The sequence below is a fragment of the Halorubrum halophilum genome (assembly GCF_000739595.1).
Taxonomy (GTDB): Archaea; Halobacteriota; Halobacteria; order Halobacteriales; family Haloferacaceae; genus Halorubrum; species Halorubrum halophilum.
The window spans coordinates 255,256-272,140 of the sequence record NZ_BBJP01000023.1; the positions used below are offsets into that span (position 1 = coordinate 255,256).

The following is a 16,885-nucleotide window of genomic DNA, read 5'->3' on the forward strand; positions in this document are numbered from 1 at the left end:
TATCGCGCCGGTCTCGGGCGGGACCGCCACGGCTCACCGCCACGGATCTCGCAAACCGACCGACTGAGGCGCCGTCATCCGACGCGGTCCGATTCGACGATCGTCGTGCGCATTCCTCCTGAAAGATAACGCTTTTTTGGTGGTGGTCGGAACGTCACTGCATGTCAGACGAGTTAAAGCGCGGGCTCGAAGGCGTCCTCGTCGCGGAGTCGGATCTGAGCTACGTCGACGGCGAGGCCGGCAAGCTCGTGTACCGTGGATACGACATCGAGGACCTCGCTCGCGGCGCGAGCTACGAGGAGGTGCTGTACCTCCTGTGGCACGGCTCGCTGCCGACGCGCGAGGAGCTCGACGACTTCGCCGCGGATCTCGCCGCCGAGCGCGCCGTCGACGACGACGTGCTCGACGCGGTTCGGACGCTCGCCGACGCGGGCGAGCGCCCGATGGCCGCGCTGCGGACTGCTGTCTCCATGCTGTCGGCGTACGAACCCGAGGAGGACGCGGACCCCGCGGACCTCGACGCGACGCTCCGGAAGGGCCGCCGGATCACGGCGAAGATCCCGACGATCCTTGCGGCCTTCGAACGCGCCCGGCAGGGCGAGGACCCGGTCGCGCCCGACTCGGACCTCTCGCACGCCGCGAACTTCCTCTACATGCTCACCGGGACCGAGCCCGACGACGTGAGCGCGGAGACGTTCGACATGGCGCTGACGCTCCACGCCGACCACGGGCTCAACGCCTCGACGTTCACCGGGATAGTGATCTGTTCGACGATGGCGGACGTGTACTCCGGGGTCACCGGCGGGATCGGCGCGCTCTCCGGCCCCCTCCACGGTGGCGCGAACCAGGACGTGATGGAAGTGCTTCAGGAGGTCGACGCCTCCGATAAGGACCCCGTGCAGTGGGTGAAAGACGCCCGCGAGGAGGGCCGGCGTATCCCCGGCTTCGGCCACCGCGTCTACAAGGTGAAGGACCCCCGCGCGAATATCCTCCAAGAGAAGCTTCGCGACCTCTCGGAGTCCTCGGGCGACACGAAGTGGCTCGACTACACCACCGCGATCGAGAACTACCTCACCGAACAGGGGCTTCTGGATAAGGGGATCGCCCCGAACGTCGACTTCTACTCCGGCTCCGTCTACGACTCGCTGGGGATCCCCGTCGACATGTACACTCCCATCTTCGCGATGAGCCGCGCCGGCGGCTGGATCGCCCACATCGTCGAGTACCAGGAGGACAACCGCCTCATCCGTCCGCGGGCTCGGTACACCGGCCCCCAGGGCTCGGAGTTCGTTCCGGTCGACGAGCGGTGAGGCGCCGACGCCGGTGCAGCGCCGCGGTCTGACGCCCGCTCCCTGTTATATCTTCTTCACAAGGTGTAGTCGTGATCGCCATTCTCAGACTCCAAGAAGGCCGTCAGCAGGTCGATCGTCGCGGCCACGTCGTCGCCGTCGGCGGTCTCGGTGACGGTGTGGAGGTACCGCGTCGGGATCGAGATCGCGCCGACGGGCTTCGGACCGGCGGTGTTCTGGAACCCGGCGGTGTCGGTGCCGCCCGCGGGCAACACCTCGTGCTGGTGGTCGATGTCTTCCTCTTCGGCGACCGCGGTGAGTCGCCGGTGGACCTTCGGGCTGGTGATCACGGAGGAGTCCTTCAGCTTGATCGCGGTTCCTTCACCGAGTTCCGTCACCGCGTCGGCCGGCTCGCCGATCTGGGGCACGTCGTTCGCGACGGTCACGTCGAGGGCGATCGCGAGGTCGGGGTCGATGTCGACGCCGAGAGCGCGAGCGCCACGGAGTCCGACCTCCTCCTGTACCGTCGCCGCGAAGTGAATCGTCACGTCGGGGTCCTCGATCCGCGCTGCGGCTTCGAGCGTCGCGAACAGACAGATCCGGTCGTCGAGCGCCTTCCCCGTGATCCGGTCGCCCATGCGGGTCGTCGTCTGGTCGAGGGTGACCAGATCGCCGACGCCGACGAGTTCCTCGACCGCCTCGGCGTCGCGTCCCACGTCGATGTACACGTCGGAGACCTCGTCGTCTTTCTCCGTCTGCTCGTCCGTGAGCGTGTGCGGCGGGACGGAGCCGATGACGCCGGTGAGGTCTTCCTCCCCGTGGACGGTGACTCGCTGCGCGCGCAGCACGCGGGCGTCGAACCCGCCGAGCGGGTCCACCTGGACGAACCCCTCGTCGGTGACGTGTCGAACCATGAAGCCGATCTCGTCCATGTGGGCCGCGACGGCGACCGAGTAGTCGGAGTCGCCCTCGACGGTGGCGACGACGTTGCCCATCGCGTCGGTGCGGACGCGGTCGGCGCGGTCGGCGAACTCGCGGCGGACGATCTCGCGGACCTCGTCCTCGTACCCCGGGACGCCTCGGGCCTCGGTCAACTCGCACAGCAGGTCGTAATCGAACTCGAAGGACATGTCCGCACTTCGCGACCCCATCGACAAAGTTCCGCAGGATCCGGAACCGCCCCCGGTTTCGGGGTTCTCGTCTGAGAATCCTCAACGAGTTTAGCGTTGTTCCGCAACGCTTTTGCGGTCGCTCCCGGGACGTGCGTGTATGACAGACGTGAAAGCGGAACTCCGCGAACAGTTCTTGGAGGCCTTCGGCGGCGCCGACTTCCCGGTCGAGAACCAGATGGATCTGGTCCCCGCCCTCCCGGACGGTCCGGGCACCAAGTTCGAGGCCGGCGACGTGAGTTTCACCGCGATGGAGATGGCCGCGAAGCTCGGCAGCGAGCAGGAGTTCCCCTACGACACGCCCGAGGAGCTCGTCGACGATATCCTCGAGGGGCTCGAAGCGAAGGAGATGATCTGACGCCCCGGCGCGATACGCTCGGACCGTTCGCTGAACCCGCCGAGGGGTTGATACGCTCGGAGCCGTAACTGCGGGCGTGGTCGTCGAGATCGTCCGTCTCCTGCCGCCGTGGGTCGCGTTGGGCCTCGCGCTCGGTGCGGTCGCCTCCGCGCTCGTCGCGCTCGCCTTCTACCTGGGGGACCGGTACGTGGGGCCCGCCCCGAGCGACGGCACCGGGAGGGCCGGTCCGGGAGGTGTCGGCGACGGAATGGGTGGCGCAGGCGGCCCCGGCCCCGGCTCGGGGTCGGCCGGCGACGAGCGACGACGGCGAGAGATCCGCGACTACCTCCGAGCGATCGGCGAGGACTTCCGCGAGGACCACGCGTTCGACGGCGTCGCGGTCCCCTTTTACCTCCCCGAGCGCGGGGTCGCGATAACGTTCGACGCGCACGACTACTTCAGACTGGAGGGAGAGGGAACCTACACCGTCCTCTGCGAACACGAGATGCCCGGCCGCGGGCTCGGTCGACGGCTCCCCTTCGACGTGACCGAGCCCGAGTGGGCGACGAGCGGGCGATCCGAGAGGGCCGGCCGATCCGGGAGCCGGCGCGTCGCCGGGGCCGGTCGCGCGGCCGACCGGATCGGCCGGGGTAGCCCTTCCACCGCCGGCGGGCCCGACCCCGTGGCGGCCGCCTTCGCCGAGCTCGACGTGGCGACCGACGCCGACGCCGACGAGGTGAAACGCGCCTACCGCGAGCGCGTCAAGGAGACCCACCCGGATCAGGGCGGCGACGAGGAGGCGTTCAGGCGCGTCCGCGAGGCGTACGCGACCGCACGCAACCACGTCGACGAGGGGGACCGCGGAGTCCGCGAGCGCGCCTCGCGGTGAACGTTTTTCCCGTCCCCGTGCCATGTTATCGTACATGCAAGCCGCCAGACTCCACGAGTACACCGACGACATGAGTGACGGGCTCGCGATCGACGAGGTCGACCGACCGCACGCGACGGGCGCGAGCGACGTGATCGTCGAGGTCGAGGGCGCGGGCTGGTGCCAGACGGACAACCACATTATCGAGGGGATGTGGGAGGAGTACGTCCCCCAAGAACTCCCCATGACCCTCGGCCACGAGAACGCCGGGACGGTCGTCGAAACGGGCGAGGACGTGAACCTCGTCTCCGAGGGCGACCCCGTGATCTGCCACCCGGTCCAGACCTGCGGCACCTGCCGTCCGTGCCGACTCGGGGAGACGATGTACTGCGAGAACGACGCGTTCAACGGGCTCACCACCGACGGCGGCTTCGCCGAGTACCTCCACACCACCGAGCGCTCGGTGATCCCGCTGCCGTCCGGCGTCGAACCGATCGACATCGCGCCGCACGCCGACGCCGGGATCACGGCGTATCACGCCGCGAAGAAGGCGGTCGCCGAGTTGAATCCCGGCGACCACGCGGTCGTCATCGGCGTCGGCGGGCTCGGCCACATCGGCCTGCAGTGTCTCGACGCGATGAGCGCGGCCCGCATCACGGCGGTCGATCTGAAGGAGTCCGCGCTGGATCTGGCCGAAGGGTACGGCGCCGACCACCTGGTAAACCCGAGCGAGGCCGACGTGCGCGAGGAGCTCGACGGGATCACCGACGGGACGGGCGCCGCGCAGGTGCTCGACTTCGTCGGCGAGGACGTGACTACCGCGTACGCGCCGGACATCACCGCCGCCGGCGGCGACCACCACATCATCGGCTACGGCGGGCACGTCCACGAGCCGGCGCAGGCGCTAGTGAACGGCGAGTTCTCCTTCGTCGGCAACATCGTCGGCCGATACGCGGAGCTACAGGAGCTGGTCGCGCTCGTCGAGCAGGACGACGTCGATCTGCACACCAGCCGGTACGACCTCGGCGAGGTGAATGCGGTCGCGGAGAAGCTCGAACACGGCGAGATCGACGGGCGGGCCGTGATCACGCCTTGAGACGGGAGTCGACGGGACCGCTGCGAGACCGCGACCGCTAACTCCTTGTGACCGGAACGCACACCGAACGCCATGGACGAGAACGGCGCCGACGCGGCCGGCTCCTCCGGCTCATCGACCGACCCCCTCGCCGACGAGGACCTCTACCGCGTGCTCGGGCCGGACGGCAGTCCCCTGCCGGACGCGGCCGTGCCGGACCTGTCGGACGAGCGGTTCCGCGCCATCTACCGCGATCTGGTGGTCACGCGCCGCTTCGACGAGCGCGCGGTGAGCCTCCAGCGACAGGGGAGAATCGGGACGTACGCGCCCTGCGCGGGCCAAGAAGGGTCGGCGGTCGGGTCGACGCACGCGCTCGCGGACCGGGACCTGATCAGCTACCAGTACCGCGAGCACGGCGCGATCGTCGTGCGGGATCTGCTCTCGGAGTACCTGCCCTACTGGCTGGGCCACGAGTCGGGAACGGAAGCGATCGCCGACGGCAACGTCTTCCCCCTCAACATCGGAATCGCGGCGCACCTGCCGCACGCGGTGGGGGCCGCGTGGGCGTTCGACTACCGGGACGAGGACCGGGTCTCCGTCGCGCACTTCGGCGACGGCGCGACCAGCGAGGGCGACTTCCACGAGGCGATGAACTTCGCGGGCGTCTTCGACACCCCGGCTCTCTTCTGTTGTCACAACAACGGCTGGGCGATCTCGATCCCCGAGTCGCGCCAGACCGCCAGCGACACGTTCGCGGAGAAGGCGGCCGCCTACGGCTTCGAGGGCGTCCGCGTCGACGGAATGGACCCGCTCGCGAGCTACGCGGTCACGAAGGAGGCGGCCGAGCGGGCGCGGGGCGGCGGGGAGAGGTCGGAAGGCGGCGGTTCGGCGGACGGAGACCCCCGCCCGGCCCTTATCGAGTTCGTGGAGTACCGGTTCGGCGCGCACACGACTGCCGACGACCCGACAGCCTACCGCGACCCCGGCGACGTGGACCCGTGGCGCGCGCTCGACCCGATCGACCGGATGGAGGGGTTCCTGCGCGAGACCGGGCGGATCGACGACGAGGGCGTCGCGGCGATCCGCGAGGAGGCGGACGAAGTGGTCGCCGACGCGATCGATGTCGCGGAGTCGGTCGAGCCCGACCCGGCCGACATGTTCGACCACGCGTACGCCGACCTGCCGCCCGAGATCCGCCGCCAGCGAGACGAGTTGCTCGCGGCCGTCGAGAAGCACGGAGTGGAGTCGTTCCGACGGGAGGAATAACGATGGACGCGATGGACCGCCTCCGAGAGATCAAGCGGGACCTTAGCGACAGAGACGTCGATGTCGCACAGCTGCGACGCGAGTCGAAGTCGGACTGGGAGTCCGGAATTGACGACGACCGGTTATAAATACTCGCCGGCCGCGTCGGCCGCCGTCCGCCCGCTCTCCAGCGCACCCTGGATCGACGACCACTCGGTGTAGTCGCCGGCGAGGACGACCGGTCCCTCGGGGTCGTCCGGATTTGGGAGGTCGGCGTGGACGCCCGGCGGCTGGGCGAACTGCGCGAACCGGATCCGGTGGACGTCGAGGGTCTCTAAGCCCGCAAAGTCGCGCTCGGGGTACCACGCCGCCAGCGTGTCGCGGACGTCGTCGCGGAGGGCGTCCGCGGGGCGGTCGAGGGGCTCCTCGCCGAGGAACGTCGCGGCGAGCAGCGCGCGGTCGTCGGGGGCGTACTCGGGCGCGACCTCCGACATCGGAACCACCGCGTTCGGTGAGTCGTCCGCGGCGTTAAGCAGGATCCGTTTCCCGGTCTCGAACGACTCGCCCGCGGGGAGCGTGTACCAGCCGGTCACGTTCGGGACGCCCTCGGTGGGAATCGACTCGACGCCCGTCAGCCGGCGGGCCTCCGGCGGAGTGGCGGCGACGACGACCGCGTCGGTCTCGTGCGTCGAGCCGTCCGCCAGTTCGACGGTGGCGCCCTCGGCGTCGGCCGCGCCGGTCCGGAACGGGATTCGACCCTGGCCCGCGGTTCGGACCGACTCAACGTCCTCACCGGTCTCGATCGTCGCGCCGGCTTCGCGGGCGCGGGCCGCGAGCGTCTCGGGGATCGCGGCCATCCCCTCGGCGGGAACGCCGATCGCGCCGCGGCTCATCGCGCGGAAGGTGTACTCGAAGACGTGCTTCGAGGTCGACAGCGTTCGGTCGAGGGTGATCCCCCCGTAGAAAGGCTCGACGAAGTTCTCGACGTAGTCGTCGGCGAATCCCCAATCGCGGAGGTACTCGCGGATGGAGGCGTCCGGACCGACGAAGAAATCGCTCTCGCCGCGCTTCGAGAGGTCGTACCGGAGCGCGAGCGTCCGGAGCTTGTCCGAGAAGGAAACCTCGTCGTTCAACAGCGAGGGGATCGCCCCGCGGGGGTCGCGGAGCGGGTCCGAGAGGGTCGACCGCGACCCCGGCCGGCAGATCGTCGCGCCGGGGGCGAACCGGCGGACGTCGAGGTCGGCGGCGTCGAGTTCGGCCGCGACCGCCGGGTAGCTCGTGAACAGCACCTGAAAGCCGCGGTCGAGAGTGAACCCGTCGGCGGTCTCGGTCCGCACGCGCCCGCCGACCTCGGGGCGTCGCTCGTACAGCGTCACGTCCGCGCCCGCCTCGGCGAGTCGGGCCGCCGCGACGAGCCCCGCGACCCCGCCGCCGACGACGGTGGCGTCTCTACTCATACGTGAGGTATCGGGTTACGGGTTTATAAGCGGTTGCTGGTGGATCGGCGGTGAACTCCTCCAAAGCCCCAGCCGGGGGGACTCGCGCGACTCGTTGCGCGCTTCGGTCGCTCACTTCGTTCGCTCCCTGCAGTGCTTCCGTCGTCGGGCTTCGTCCCCCCGGCTGCCCCTTTGAGTCCCACCCCGCACAGCACCGCCCCGCACCTCACGCCNNCGCCGCTCCGACTCCCTCGCGCGTGCTCCTCCCGGCCGCCAAGGCGGCCGCTCGGAGGCGCGCGCCACCGCACGGCCGAGGTACGATCTCGATCGCGATCCGGATCCGAGAGGGAAGCGATTAGTCGCCGCCGCCGAAAGGACCGGTATGGAGTCGACGGAGACGACGACGGCGTTCCGCGGGTTAGAGAGTCGCGCGTCGGGTCGCGTCCACGAGACGGCCGACCCGACGACCGTGTCGGCCGAGGAACAGGCGCGCGGGCTCGATCCCGCCTACGACTACGACGCGGTCGATCCGGAGACGCTGCTCGGGTCCCCGCGAGACGGCCCGGCCGGGACGGGGCGCGGGCACTGGCGCTTCGACGCGCTGCTCCCGTTCCCGGCGAGGGAGGCCATTTCGGCGGGCGAGGGCGCCACGCCGCTAGTGCCGACGGAGCGGCTCGCCGACGAGCTCGATGTCGACGCGGTGTACGTCAAAGACGAGGGACGGAACCCGACCGGAACCGTGCTCGACCGCGGACTCTCCGTCGCGCTCACCGCGGTCGCGGCGCGGGCCGCGGAGGGGGCCGACGTGGAGCCGCTCGCGTGCGCGAGCCCGGGCAACGCCGGGCAGTCGATGGCGGCGTACGCGGGCCGGGCCGACCTGCGCTCGTACTCGTTCGTCCCCTCGCGATGCGCGTTCTCGAACAAGGCGATGACCAACGTCCACGGCGGCGACATGCGCGTGGTCGGCGGGCGGTTCCCCGACGCGGCCGACGCGGTCGACGAGCAGCTGGAGACGGCGTACACCGACCTCGCCGAGTTCGCGACGCCGTACCGCCACGACGGCGTGAAGACGCTCGCGTTCGAGCTGGTCGCCGACCTCGGTGCGGCGCCCGATGTCGTCGTCGTCCCGACCGGCTCCGGCGAGGTCGTTGCCGGCGTTTACAAGGGGTTCGCGGAGCTGGAGCGGGTCGGTGCGATCGACGCGGTCCCGAAGGTCGTCGCCGCGCAGGCGGCGGGCTGCGCGCCGATCGCGGCCGCGATCGAGCGCGACCTCGACGAGCCGGAGCCGTGGGAGACGCCCGATACGATCTGCGGCGAGCTGGAGATCGCCGACCCGGCGGGCGGCGCGGCCGCAGTCGAGGCGGTCCGGGAGAGCGGTGGCACCGCGGTCGGCGTCGAGGACGAGGACATCCTCGCGAGCGCGGTCGCGGTCGCCCAGAACGAGGTGATGGAGATGGGCGCCACCGGCGGGGCCGCGCCCGCCGGCGCGTGGGCGCTCAAGGAGGACGGGTTCTTCGACGGCGACGAGACGGTGGTCCTCGTCAACAGCGACGCCGGGCTCAAGACGCCGGACGTGCTGCGCAGCCACCTGATGGGACAGGGTATTTAAACGGGGTCGACGCCCTCGCCCCGCGGGGAACCGTTTTTACGTCGTCCCGCGTACGTGTATCCATGTACGTCCGCGACGCCAAGAACCGTGACGAGGCGTGGTTACTGGACGCGATCGAGCAACTGGGGCTCGACGACGTCGCCTTCCGCTCACGGGACTACGTGATCGCGGTCGACGAGGAGTCCGGCGACCGGGCGGGATTCGGTCGGCTCCGCCTCCACCGCGGCGGCGAGGAGGCGGAAGAAGAGCAAAACCGGATCGAGCTCACCGGGATCGGCGTGCTCCCCGAGTGGCGCGACCGCGGCGTCGGGGCGCACGTGGTCGAGCGTCTCGTCGACACCGCGGCCGCGGACCGGTTCGAGACGGTGTACGTCCTCACCGACCAGCCCGGGTACCTGACCCAGTTCGGCTTCGAGGCGGTCGACACCGACGACCTCCCGGCGGCGCTCTCGGACCGGCTCGCGGAGAAGCGCGAGTTCCTCGGCGGCGACGTGGTCGGTCTGCAGTTGGCCGTCGACGACTTCGAGATGCCCGATCGGTTCCGCGAGGCGTTCAAGGCCGCCGAGCCGGCCGACGCCGCCGACGACACGGCCGAGTCGCCCGAGGACTTCGGGATCGACCCCGACTCGGCGACGTATAAGTACGACACGGGTCGGTGAGGGCGGCCGGCGGACCGAGGAAAACGCGCCGAAGCCGACAGCGATCCGACCGCTTATCGGCCCGCCGGTCGACGCCCCCGTATGGACCTGATCGAGGCTGCGCGCGACGCACTCTCTGACGCCCACGTCCCGTACTCCGAGTACCGCGTCGGCGCCGCGCTCCGGACCGCCGACGGCACCGTCTACACCGGCTGTAACATCGAGAACGCGAACTACTCCAACAGCCTCCACGCCGAGGAGGTCGCGCTCGCGGAGGCGGTGAAGAACGGCCACCGTGAGTTCGACCGGATCGCCGTCGCCTCCGGCGCCCGCGACGGCGTCACCCCCTGCGGGATGTGCCGACAGTCGCTCGCGGAGTTCGCGGCCGACGACCTCGCCGTCGTCTGCGACGAGGGCGACGGGGAGACGACCGAGTACACACTGGGCGAGCTGCTCCCGAACACCATCTCGGAGGGGACGCTGGACGACGCCGAACGGAACCGGCGCTGATCGAGCGACGGGATCAGGGGTAACGCGGGCGGCGTTCGGCGGGCTCAGTCCGCGAGGCCGCTCTCGCGGAGGACGCGTCTGCCCGACTCCACGAACCGCTCGCGTTCCTCGTCTATCGTCTCGTTCAGGAGGTCGCCGTCACGCTTCACGACGGTCCCGTCCGCGAGGACGGTGTCGACGTTCCCGACGCCCGCCTGGAAGACGACCGTCTCGACCGGGTCGTTGACCGGTGACGTGTTGATGTCCTCGCCGTCGATCACCACGAGGTCCGCGCGCTTGCCGGGCGTGATCGAGCCGATCCGGTCGTCGAGTCCGAGCGCGCGGGCGCCGTCGATCGTCGCCAGCTGCAGCGCGCGGTGCGCGTCGATCGACACCTCGCTGATCTGCTCGCCGGCCTCGACGGTCGGCCGGTTGTCGAGGCCGCGCTGGACCTGGACGGCGCTCCGCGTCTGCGTGAACATGTCGCCGCTGACGTTCGAGACGATGTCGACGCCGACCGTCGGGATCGCGCCGGCGTCCATCGCCTTCCCGACCGCGGGCATCCCCATTCCCATCTGCATCTCGACCTCCGGCGTGGTCGATATCGAGCCGCCGGTGTCGCCGATCAGATCGAACTCCGCGTCCTCGAAGCGGTTCCCGTGGACGAAGTTGAGGTCGTCGCCGAGCAGCCCGAGCTCTTCGAGCTTGTAGACCGCGCCGGGGCCGAGCGAGCCGGCGTGCAGCGAGATCGGAATCCCCATCTCGCGGGCGCGGGTGATGTCCTCCTCGACCACCTCGTCGGTGGCGTAGTCGGGGCCGCGGATCCCCATCGCGAGGGTCAGCCGGTCGTCCGCGGCCGGGAACCGCTCCTCGTGGAGTCGCTCGATGTCTTCGGGGTGCGGGGCCGCGCTCGCCTCCCACCACCGGGCGCCGTCGTCGCCCGGCGGCCCGTGCGCGAACACGGCGCGGATGCCGGCGTCCGCGAGGCCGTCGACCGCCCGGTCGGAGTGCTCGGGCGAGTTGGCGATGTGGAACCAGTCGAGGATCGTCGTGGTGCCGGCGTTGAGCTGCTCGACGGCCCCGAACAGGTTGCCGAGGTAGGCGTCCTCCGGCTCGTAGTGGCTGCTCACCTCGCCGAGCATCGTGTCGAGGTACTCGGAGAAGGTCCAGTTACCGGCGACGCCGCGGACGCCAGCCTGCCACGTGTGGAGGTGGGAGTTGACGAATCCGGGAGCCACGACCGACCCCTCGACGTCGATCTCGGTCGCGTCCGCGGCCTCGATCGTCTCCCCGACGTCGGCGATCTCGCCGTCTTCCACGTACACGTCGCCCCGCTCCAGCACGCCCACGCTCGGGTCGACGGAGACGACCGTCCCGTTTCGGAGGACGAGTCGGTCCGGGTCCTCTCCGAGGGACCCGTCGCCAGCGGTGTCGCCGTTGCCTCCGCCGATCGATCCGAGACATCCCGAGAGCGGGAGCGAGAGCGCCGCCGCGCCCCCGGCCAGATAGCTTCGTCGCGATACGCCGCCGTCGTCGTCAGTTCGTCGTCGCATTGGACACCCGTTCGTCGGGCCCGTGGAACCGTGGGAGTTCGTTCGGTATGTTCCAACCGTGCCGACGAGGAACAGCGGAGGGGCAGCTACGGGGCGCTCTCCTCGACCTCGACCGAATCGGACGCGAACGCGGTGCGCCCGGAGAGGTAGTTCTTCGCGAGCCACGCCTCGGCGCGCGAGACGCGGTACTGGAGGGTGGAAACGGGGATCCGCTCCGCCTCCGCGATCTCTTGGAGGGACATTCGACGCGGGGTGTCGTAGTAGCCGCGCTCGATCGCCGCCCGGAGCGCCTCGCGCTGTTCCGGCGGGAGGTCGTCGGCGTCCGGCCGGTCGGCCGTCCAGTCGGGAGAGCCGTCGACCCGGCCGAAGGTCAGATCGAGGCCGGGGCGGAGGTTCGCTTCGAGCTCCTCGTACACCGGGCTCAGGGCGCTGTCGTCGTCGACGAGCACGTTCCACTCGTAGGTGTTCCCGTACTGCTGTGCCCGGCAGAGCGCCCCGTCGCCCAGCCGCCGCGTGACGAGGTACGGCACCGATCGGCACCCCTCGCCCTCCGACTGCTTCGAGTAGATGAGTCGGCTGGTCGGCCGCTCGGCGAGCACCTCGTGTTCCCAGTCGAGCTGACACCCGCCCATCCCGCGGAGGCTCGAACAGCGCGGGAGCCCCTCGATCCGGCGGTCGTACGCCTCCAGCGCCTCCGGCGGCCCGGTGACCTCGTCGACGCGCCACATCGTGTCCGCGGTCGCGTGACAGGAGACCGTCCGGGAGTAGAGCCCGGAATTCTCGATGAACACGTCCATCAGATCGTCAGCGCCCTCCTCGTAAGTGACCGTGAAATCGAACTCCTGCATGCCGATCGATACGACGGATCCGTACAAGAACGCACGGTTGGCATATACCGAGTCGGCGCGGGTGCGGAATCCGGCGCCGTGCCGGGCGTCGTGACGGCCGTCGGAGCGAAGCGGTCCGTCCGACAGTTCGTGAAGTATTATAAAAGGAGGCCCTCTACGGGAGGCATGACCGACAAGAGCGACAGGAGCGAGGACCCCAACGACGACGTGCAGTACCACGTCGAGGTCGCCGAAGGCGACGTCGCGGACGCCGTGCTCCTCCCCGGCAACCCCGAGCGCGTGGACAAGGTCACGGCGCTGTGGGACGGCCACGAGGAGGTCGCGCATCACCGCGAGTACCGCACCGCGACCGGGACCTACGAGGACGCGCCGATCTCGGTGACCTCCACCGGGATCGGCTCGCCGTCGGCCGCCATCGCGGTCGAGGAACTGGCCAGAGTCGGCGTCGACACGTTCATCCGGGTCGGCTCCTGCGGCGCGATCCAGCCGGGGATGGACGTGGGCGACCTGGTCATCACGACCGGCGCGGTCCGGCAGGAGGGGACCAGCGACGAGTACGTCCGCGAGGACTATCCGGCCGCCGCCGACGGCGAGGTCGTCTCCGCGCTGATCGCCGCCGCCGAACGGCTCGGCCACGACTACCACACCGGCGTGACGATGAGCGCCGACTCCTTCTACGCCGGGCAGGGGCGTCCCGGTTTCGAGGGGTTCGAGGCGGCCGGCTCCGACGAGCTGGTCGAAGAGCTGCGGGACGCGAACGTGAAGAACATCGAGATGGAGTCGTCGGCGATCCTCACGATCGCGAACGTGTACGGGCTCCGCGCCGGCGCGGTCTGCTCCGTCTACGCGAACCGGGTCACCGGCGAGTTCCGCACCGAGGGCGAGTCGCGGGCGGCCGAGACCGCGAGCCTCGCCGTGAAGCTCCTCGCGCGGATGGACGAGGTCAAGCGCGAGGCGGGCGCCGACCGCTGGCACGCCGGCCTCTCGCTTTGACATCTTCCCGGCGCTGAAGCGCGAGGCTTTCGCCTCGAATTTTCTGTAAGGCGACGGGGCGACCACAGACCAGTCGGATATCGTGTTTGTTCCAAAGCGACTTTATTCACGCGCTGCGGACATACACACATGACTACACAGGTCGTCGTCGTCGGCTCCGGCTACGCCGGGGCAGGTGCGGTGAAGGCGTTCGAAGACGAGGTCGGCGACGGGGAGGCCGAGCTCACGTGGATCTCGGAGCACGAGTACCACCTGGTTCTCCACGAGGTGCACCGCGCGATCCGCAACCCCGCGGTCGCCGAGAAGATCACCATCCCCGTCGACGAGATCAAATCGCCCGAATCCGACTTCGTACAGGGTCGCGTCGTCGACGTCGACCCCGACGAGCGGGTCGTCGAGACCGACGACGGGACGACCGTCGACTACGACTACCTCCTGCTCGGCGTCGGCTCCACGACCGCCTTCTTCGGCATCGACGGCCTGAAGGAGAACGCCCACCAGCTCAAGAGCCTCGACGACGCGAAGGCGATCCACGAGGACGTGCGGTCGGCCGCCGCCGAGGCGACCCGGTCCGACCCGGTCGAAGTCATCGTCGGCGGTGCGGGCCTCTCCGGCATCCAAACCGCGGGCGAGATCGCGGAGTACCGCGACAAGCACCGCGCGCCGATAGAGATCAAGCTCGTCGAGGGCCTCGACGAGGTCTTCCCCGGCAACGACCCGCAGCTTCAGGGCGCGCTCCGCCAGCGGCTCGAGGACGCCGACGTCGAGATCCTCACCGGCGACTTCATCTCGAAGGCCGACGAGGACGCGGTCTACCTCGGCGGCGGCGAGGACGAGGAGCCCGAGGAGCTCGCCCACGACGTGCTGGTCTGGACCGGTGGCATCACGGGGCAGCCGGAACTGGAGAACGTCGAGGTCGAGAAGGACGAGCGCTCGAACCGCGTCCACGCCGCCTCCGACTTCACCACCAGCGACGACCGCGTGTTCGCCATCGGCGACACCGCCCTCGTCGAGCAGGGCGACGACGACGTGGCGCCGCCGACGGCGCAGGCCGCCTGGCAGGCCGCCGAGGTCGCCGGCGAGAACCTCGCACGCGCCGCTCGCGGCGCGCCACTCCAGTCGTGGGAGCACAAGGACAAGGGGACCGTCATCTCGGTCGGCGAGGACGCGGTCGCTCACGACGTGATGGGAATGCCGATCCAGACGTTCGGCGGCACCCCCGCGAAGCTGCTGAAGAAGTCCATCGCGGTGCGGTGGATCGCGAAGGTCTCCTCGCCCGGGCGCGCCGCGAGCGCGTTCGGCGACATGTAACGCCGGCGAGAGCGACGCCCGACTCGGAGGAACTTTTCGTCGAAGTCGACGGTTCTCGGACCCGCGAGCAGCGCCGCTATCGACAGCGACGGAGTCGGCTACCGAGTCCGAGCGGCCGCAATCGGGCTATCGACGGGTTCGCGAAGAGAGGGAAGCAGAACGGGATCGTCAGGGACGCGGTCAGTGCTCGGCGGGCTCGTCGGGCGCGCGCATGTCGTCGATCCGGAGGATGAGGATGTTCGCGGTGTCGTCTTTGCCGTCGACGGTCCCGTCGATGACGAGCTTCGAGAGGGGCGTCGGCCCGACGGTGACGGAATCCCCCTCATGGAAGTCGCGGACGGAGCCCTGCACGTGGATCTCGGCGCGGCAGAGCTCGGGGTGGTGGACGCTAGAGAGGTCGATCCCGTCGACGTTGACCCCGGTCACTTCCTCGCCCTCGTGGTAGATGGGGACGTCGGCGGGCTCGTCCATGCGCTGGATGTCGAGCGCCTCGTACGCGTTCGAGGTGGGCTTGTACCCGCCTTTCGGCCCCGGTACGCCCTCGACCAGCTGGAGGGCCTTCAGGCTCTGCATCTGGTTGCGGATAGTGCCCGGATTGCGGTCGACCTCCTCGGCGATCGCCTCACCTTTGACGGCGTCTTCCTGTTCCCCGTACAGGTTGATGAGGGCCGTGAGGATGCTTTTCTGACTCGATGTGAGCTCGATCGATGACATGGTCGCGAATAGATGGCGACCCTGCTTAAATGCGATGGAAGCCCGTTATAAACGATCATGTGATTTCTCAAGACTCGCGGAGGCGACGGAGGCGAACGTACGCGATTGGGCTGGAGAGCGCGACGATGGCGCCGACTCCGATCAGCGCGAGCCCGAGGTCGCTGAGGAAAAAGGCAACCCCTGCGCCGACGAGCCCGATCACCGCGCCGGTGAACGCGACGGCGATCATGGCCCCGATCGGTTCGATGTCGGCCGGAGCGAAATCTCTCTCGGAGCCGCTCATACCCGTCGTTGGAGGGGCGACGTGAAAACCGTGTGCGATCCGGGCGCGATCACGGCGGAAACCCCGATCATTCAAGCGTCGTCGGGGCGCTCTCTCGGACATGACCACAGTCAGGATCATCGGGGCGCCGACCGACTACGGGGCGAACCGACGCGGCGTGGACATGGGACCGTCGGCGATCCGGTACGCGGGACTGGCCGACCAGCTCGCGGGCGCGGGCGTCGAGACCGTCGACGCAGGCGACCTCGCGGTCCCGCGCGCCGAGGAGCGCGACCCAGACGCGGAGGCGCCCCGCGACGGGAAGGCGAAGTTCCTCCGCGAGACGGCCGACGTCTGCCGCCGGCTCGGGGACGAAGTCGGCGGAACGCTGGCGGCGGGGGAGGTGCCGCTCGCGCTCGGCGGCGACCACTCGATCGCCATCGGCTCGCTCGTCGGCTCGGCGCGGGACGCGGAGATCGGCGCGGTGTGGTTCGACGCGCACGCCGACCTCAACACGCCCGCGACGACGCCCTCCGGGAACGTCCACGGGATGCCGCTCGCGGCCGCGCTCGGGCTCGGCGAGTTCGCGGGGTCGGACTGGGCGAACGCGCCCGGACTGAACCCGGAGAACGTCGCGCTCGTCGGGCTTCGGTCCGTCGACGACGCGGAGGTCGAGGTCATCCGCGACCGCGGGTTCGCGGCGTACACGATGTCCGACATCGACGAGCGCGGGATCACGGACGTGACGGAGGAGGCGATGGCCGAGGCGTCGGCCGGCGTCGACGGCGTTCATGTCAGCCTCGACCTCGACTGGCTCGACCCCAAGGAGGCGCCCGGCGTCGGGACACCGGTCCGCGGCGGCGTCACCTACCGAGAGGCCCACAGCGCGATGGAGGTCGTCGCCGAGAGCGACGCCGTCCGGTCGATGGAGCTCGTCGAGGTGAATCCGACGCTGGACCAGCACAACGAGACCGCGGAGCTCGCGACGGAACTGGCCGCGAGCGCGTTCGGGAAGCGGGTGCTCTAAGACCGGGGAGCCGCGGCCGGAC

The 16,885-nt window shown here is 69.8% G+C and carries 18 protein-coding genes; 12 read left to right on the forward strand and 6 right to left on the reverse strand.

The features are described 5' to 3' along the window. The first annotated feature begins 161 nt into the window (after positions 1 to 161). Positions 162 to 1,310, forward strand: coding sequence for a citrate synthase (citZ, locus tag ACP96_RS09000; protein WP_050033058.1), 1,149 nt, complete (start codon positions 162 to 164; stop codon positions 1,308 to 1,310). 56 nt (positions 1,311 to 1,366) lie between these two features. On the opposite strand, the gene ACP96_RS09005 is transcribed toward citZ, so the two are convergent. After that, positions 1,367 to 2,419, reverse strand: coding sequence for a M42 family metallopeptidase (locus ACP96_RS09005; RefSeq protein WP_050033059.1), 1,053 nt, complete (start codon positions 2,417 to 2,419; stop codon positions 1,367 to 1,369). A gap of 139 nt (positions 2,420 to 2,558) precedes the next feature. Between ACP96_RS09005 and ACP96_RS09010 the strand changes: the two genes are divergently transcribed. From ACP96_RS09010 to ACP96_RS19730, 5 genes are all read left to right on the forward strand, one after another. Further along, positions 2,559 to 2,816, forward strand: a complete 258-nt coding sequence (locus ACP96_RS09010; RefSeq protein WP_050024408.1) for an MTH865 family protein — start codon at positions 2,559 to 2,561, stop codon at positions 2,814 to 2,816. 76 nt (positions 2,817 to 2,892) lie between these two features. Beyond that, on the forward strand, positions 2,893 to 3,684 hold the full coding sequence (locus tag ACP96_RS09015) for a J domain-containing protein (protein WP_050033060.1): 792 nt from the start codon (positions 2,893 to 2,895) through the stop codon (positions 3,682 to 3,684). Between the two features lie 34 nt (positions 3,685 to 3,718). Next, complete coding sequence (locus ACP96_RS09020; protein ID WP_050033061.1) at positions 3,719 to 4,759, forward strand: NAD(P)-dependent alcohol dehydrogenase; 1,041 nt, start codon at positions 3,719 to 3,721, stop codon at positions 4,757 to 4,759. A 72-nt stretch (positions 4,760 to 4,831) separates the two neighbouring features. After that, entirely contained in the window at positions 4,832 to 6,004 is a 1,173-nt protein-coding gene (locus ACP96_RS09025; RefSeq protein WP_050033062.1) for a thiamine pyrophosphate-dependent dehydrogenase E1 component subunit alpha, read from the forward strand. A gap of 2 nt (positions 6,005 to 6,006) precedes the next feature. After that, the gene (locus tag ACP96_RS19730) at positions 6,007 to 6,132 is read left to right on the forward strand and encodes a hypothetical protein (protein ID WP_268762315.1); all 126 of its coding nucleotides are present in this window, start codon (positions 6,007 to 6,009) and stop codon (positions 6,130 to 6,132) included. Here the strand turns inward: ACP96_RS19730 and ACP96_RS09030 are convergent. After that, on the reverse strand, positions 6,127 to 7,440 hold the full coding sequence (locus ACP96_RS09030) for an NAD(P)/FAD-dependent oxidoreductase (RefSeq protein ID WP_050033063.1): 1,314 nt from the start codon (positions 7,438 to 7,440) through the stop codon (positions 6,127 to 6,129). The two genes, ACP96_RS19730 and ACP96_RS09030, sit on opposite strands and share 6 nt — an antisense overlap. A 361-nt stretch (positions 7,441 to 7,801) precedes the next feature. Here ACP96_RS09030 and ACP96_RS09035 point away from each other — a divergent pair, with 361 nt between their 5' ends. The 3 genes from ACP96_RS09035 to cdd all read left to right on the forward strand — a co-directional run bounded on the left by ACP96_RS09035 (position 7,802) and on the right by cdd (position 10,176). Continuing rightward, a complete protein-coding gene (locus ACP96_RS09035; RefSeq protein WP_050033064.1) occupies positions 7,802 to 9,028 on the forward strand; it encodes a pyridoxal-phosphate dependent enzyme in 1,227 nt (408 codons plus the stop codon). 62 nt (positions 9,029 to 9,090) lie between these two features. Then, on the forward strand, positions 9,091 to 9,687 hold the full coding sequence (locus ACP96_RS09040; RefSeq protein ID WP_050033065.1) for a GNAT family N-acetyltransferase: 597 nt from the start codon (positions 9,091 to 9,093) through the stop codon (positions 9,685 to 9,687). An 81-nt stretch (positions 9,688 to 9,768) separates the two neighbouring features. Continuing rightward, positions 9,769 to 10,176 carry a cytidine deaminase gene (gene cdd, locus ACP96_RS09045; RefSeq protein WP_050025450.1) on the forward strand — a complete coding sequence of 136 codons (408 nt, stop codon included), beginning with the start codon at positions 9,769 to 9,771 and terminating at the stop codon, positions 10,174 to 10,176. Positions 10,177 to 10,220: 44 nt separating this feature from the next. On the opposite strand, the gene ACP96_RS09050 is transcribed toward cdd, so the two are convergent. Both ACP96_RS09050 and ACP96_RS09055 read right to left on the reverse strand, forming a co-directional pair. Beyond that, on the reverse strand, positions 10,221 to 11,708 hold the full coding sequence (locus ACP96_RS09050; protein WP_050033066.1) for an amidohydrolase family protein: 1,488 nt from the start codon (positions 11,706 to 11,708) through the stop codon (positions 10,221 to 10,223). Positions 11,709 to 11,794: 86 nt separating this feature from the next. Continuing rightward, positions 11,795 to 12,556, reverse strand: a complete 762-nt coding sequence (locus tag ACP96_RS09055; RefSeq protein ID WP_050025448.1) for a helix-turn-helix domain-containing protein — start codon at positions 12,554 to 12,556, stop codon at positions 11,795 to 11,797. 165 nt (positions 12,557 to 12,721) lie between these two features. Between ACP96_RS09055 and ACP96_RS09060 the strand changes: the two genes are divergently transcribed. Further along, complete coding sequence (locus tag ACP96_RS09060) at positions 12,722 to 13,549, forward strand: nucleoside phosphorylase (RefSeq protein ID WP_050025447.1); 828 nt, start codon at positions 12,722 to 12,724, stop codon at positions 13,547 to 13,549. Between the two features lie 129 nt (positions 13,550 to 13,678). Next, the gene (locus ACP96_RS09065) at positions 13,679 to 14,860 is read left to right on the forward strand and encodes an NAD(P)/FAD-dependent oxidoreductase (RefSeq protein WP_050033067.1); all 1,182 of its coding nucleotides are present in this window, start codon (positions 13,679 to 13,681) and stop codon (positions 14,858 to 14,860) included. Positions 14,861 to 15,040: 180 nt separating this feature from the next. Here the strand turns inward: ACP96_RS09065 and ACP96_RS09070 are convergent, their stop codons facing one another. After that, entirely contained in the window at positions 15,041 to 15,574 is a 534-nt protein-coding gene (locus ACP96_RS09070) for an Rrf2 family transcriptional regulator (RefSeq protein ID WP_050025443.1), read from the reverse strand. 67 nt (positions 15,575 to 15,641) lie between these two features. After that, entirely contained in the window at positions 15,642 to 15,857 is a 216-nt protein-coding gene (locus ACP96_RS09075; RefSeq protein ID WP_050025440.1) for a hypothetical protein, read from the reverse strand. Between the two features lie 100 nt (positions 15,858 to 15,957). On the opposite strand from ACP96_RS09075, the gene rocF reads away from it, so the two are divergent. Next, entirely contained in the window at positions 15,958 to 16,863 is a 906-nt protein-coding gene (rocF, locus tag ACP96_RS09080; protein WP_050033068.1) for an arginase, read from the forward strand. Positions 16,864 to 16,885: the final 22 nt, after the last annotated feature.

Bases quoted from the DNA above. Each gene is read 5' to 3' on its own strand.
- rocF (WP_050033068.1), top strand. From the start codon at position 15,958: ATGACCACAGTCAGGATCATCGGGGCGCCGACCGACTACGGGGCGAAC.
- ACP96_RS19730 (WP_268762315.1), top strand. From the start codon at position 6,007: ATGGACGCGATGGACCGCCTCCGAGAGATCAAGCGGGACCTTAGCGAC.
- ACP96_RS09030 (WP_050033063.1), bottom strand. From the start codon at position 7,440: ATGAGTAGAGACGCCACCGTCGTCGGCGGCGGGGTCGCGGGGCTCGTC.
- ACP96_RS09035 (WP_050033064.1), top strand. From the start codon at position 7,802: ATGGAGTCGACGGAGACGACGACGGCGTTCCGCGGGTTAGAGAGTCGC.
- ACP96_RS09010 (WP_050024408.1), top strand. From the start codon at position 2,559: ATGACAGACGTGAAAGCGGAACTCCGCGAACAGTTCTTGGAGGCCTTC.
- ACP96_RS09070 (WP_050025443.1), bottom strand. From the start codon at position 15,574: ATGTCATCGATCGAGCTCACATCGAGTCAGAAAAGCATCCTCACGGCC.
- ACP96_RS09065 (WP_050033067.1), top strand. From the start codon at position 13,679: ATGACTACACAGGTCGTCGTCGTCGGCTCCGGCTACGCCGGGGCAGGT.
- ACP96_RS09055 (WP_050025448.1), bottom strand. From the start codon at position 12,556: ATGCAGGAGTTCGATTTCACGGTCACTTACGAGGAGGGCGCTGACGAT.
- ACP96_RS09050 (WP_050033066.1), bottom strand. From the start codon at position 11,708: ATGCGACGACGAACTGACGACGACGGCGGCGTATCGCGACGAAGCTAT.
- ACP96_RS09005 (WP_050033059.1), bottom strand. From the start codon at position 2,419: ATGTCCTTCGAGTTCGATTACGACCTGCTGTGCGAGTTGACCGAGGCC.
- ACP96_RS09075 (WP_050025440.1), bottom strand. From the start codon at position 15,857: ATGAGCGGCTCCGAGAGAGATTTCGCTCCGGCCGACATCGAACCGATC.
- ACP96_RS09060 (WP_050025447.1), top strand. From the start codon at position 12,722: ATGACCGACAAGAGCGACAGGAGCGAGGACCCCAACGACGACGTGCAG.
- ACP96_RS09020 (WP_050033061.1), top strand. From the start codon at position 3,719: ATGCAAGCCGCCAGACTCCACGAGTACACCGACGACATGAGTGACGGG.
- citZ (WP_050033058.1), top strand. From the start codon at position 162: ATGTCAGACGAGTTAAAGCGCGGGCTCGAAGGCGTCCTCGTCGCGGAG.
- ACP96_RS09040 (WP_050033065.1), top strand. From the start codon at position 9,091: ATGTACGTCCGCGACGCCAAGAACCGTGACGAGGCGTGGTTACTGGAC.
- cdd (WP_050025450.1), top strand. From the start codon at position 9,769: ATGGACCTGATCGAGGCTGCGCGCGACGCACTCTCTGACGCCCACGTC.
- ACP96_RS09025 (WP_050033062.1), top strand. From the start codon at position 4,832: ATGGACGAGAACGGCGCCGACGCGGCCGGCTCCTCCGGCTCATCGACC.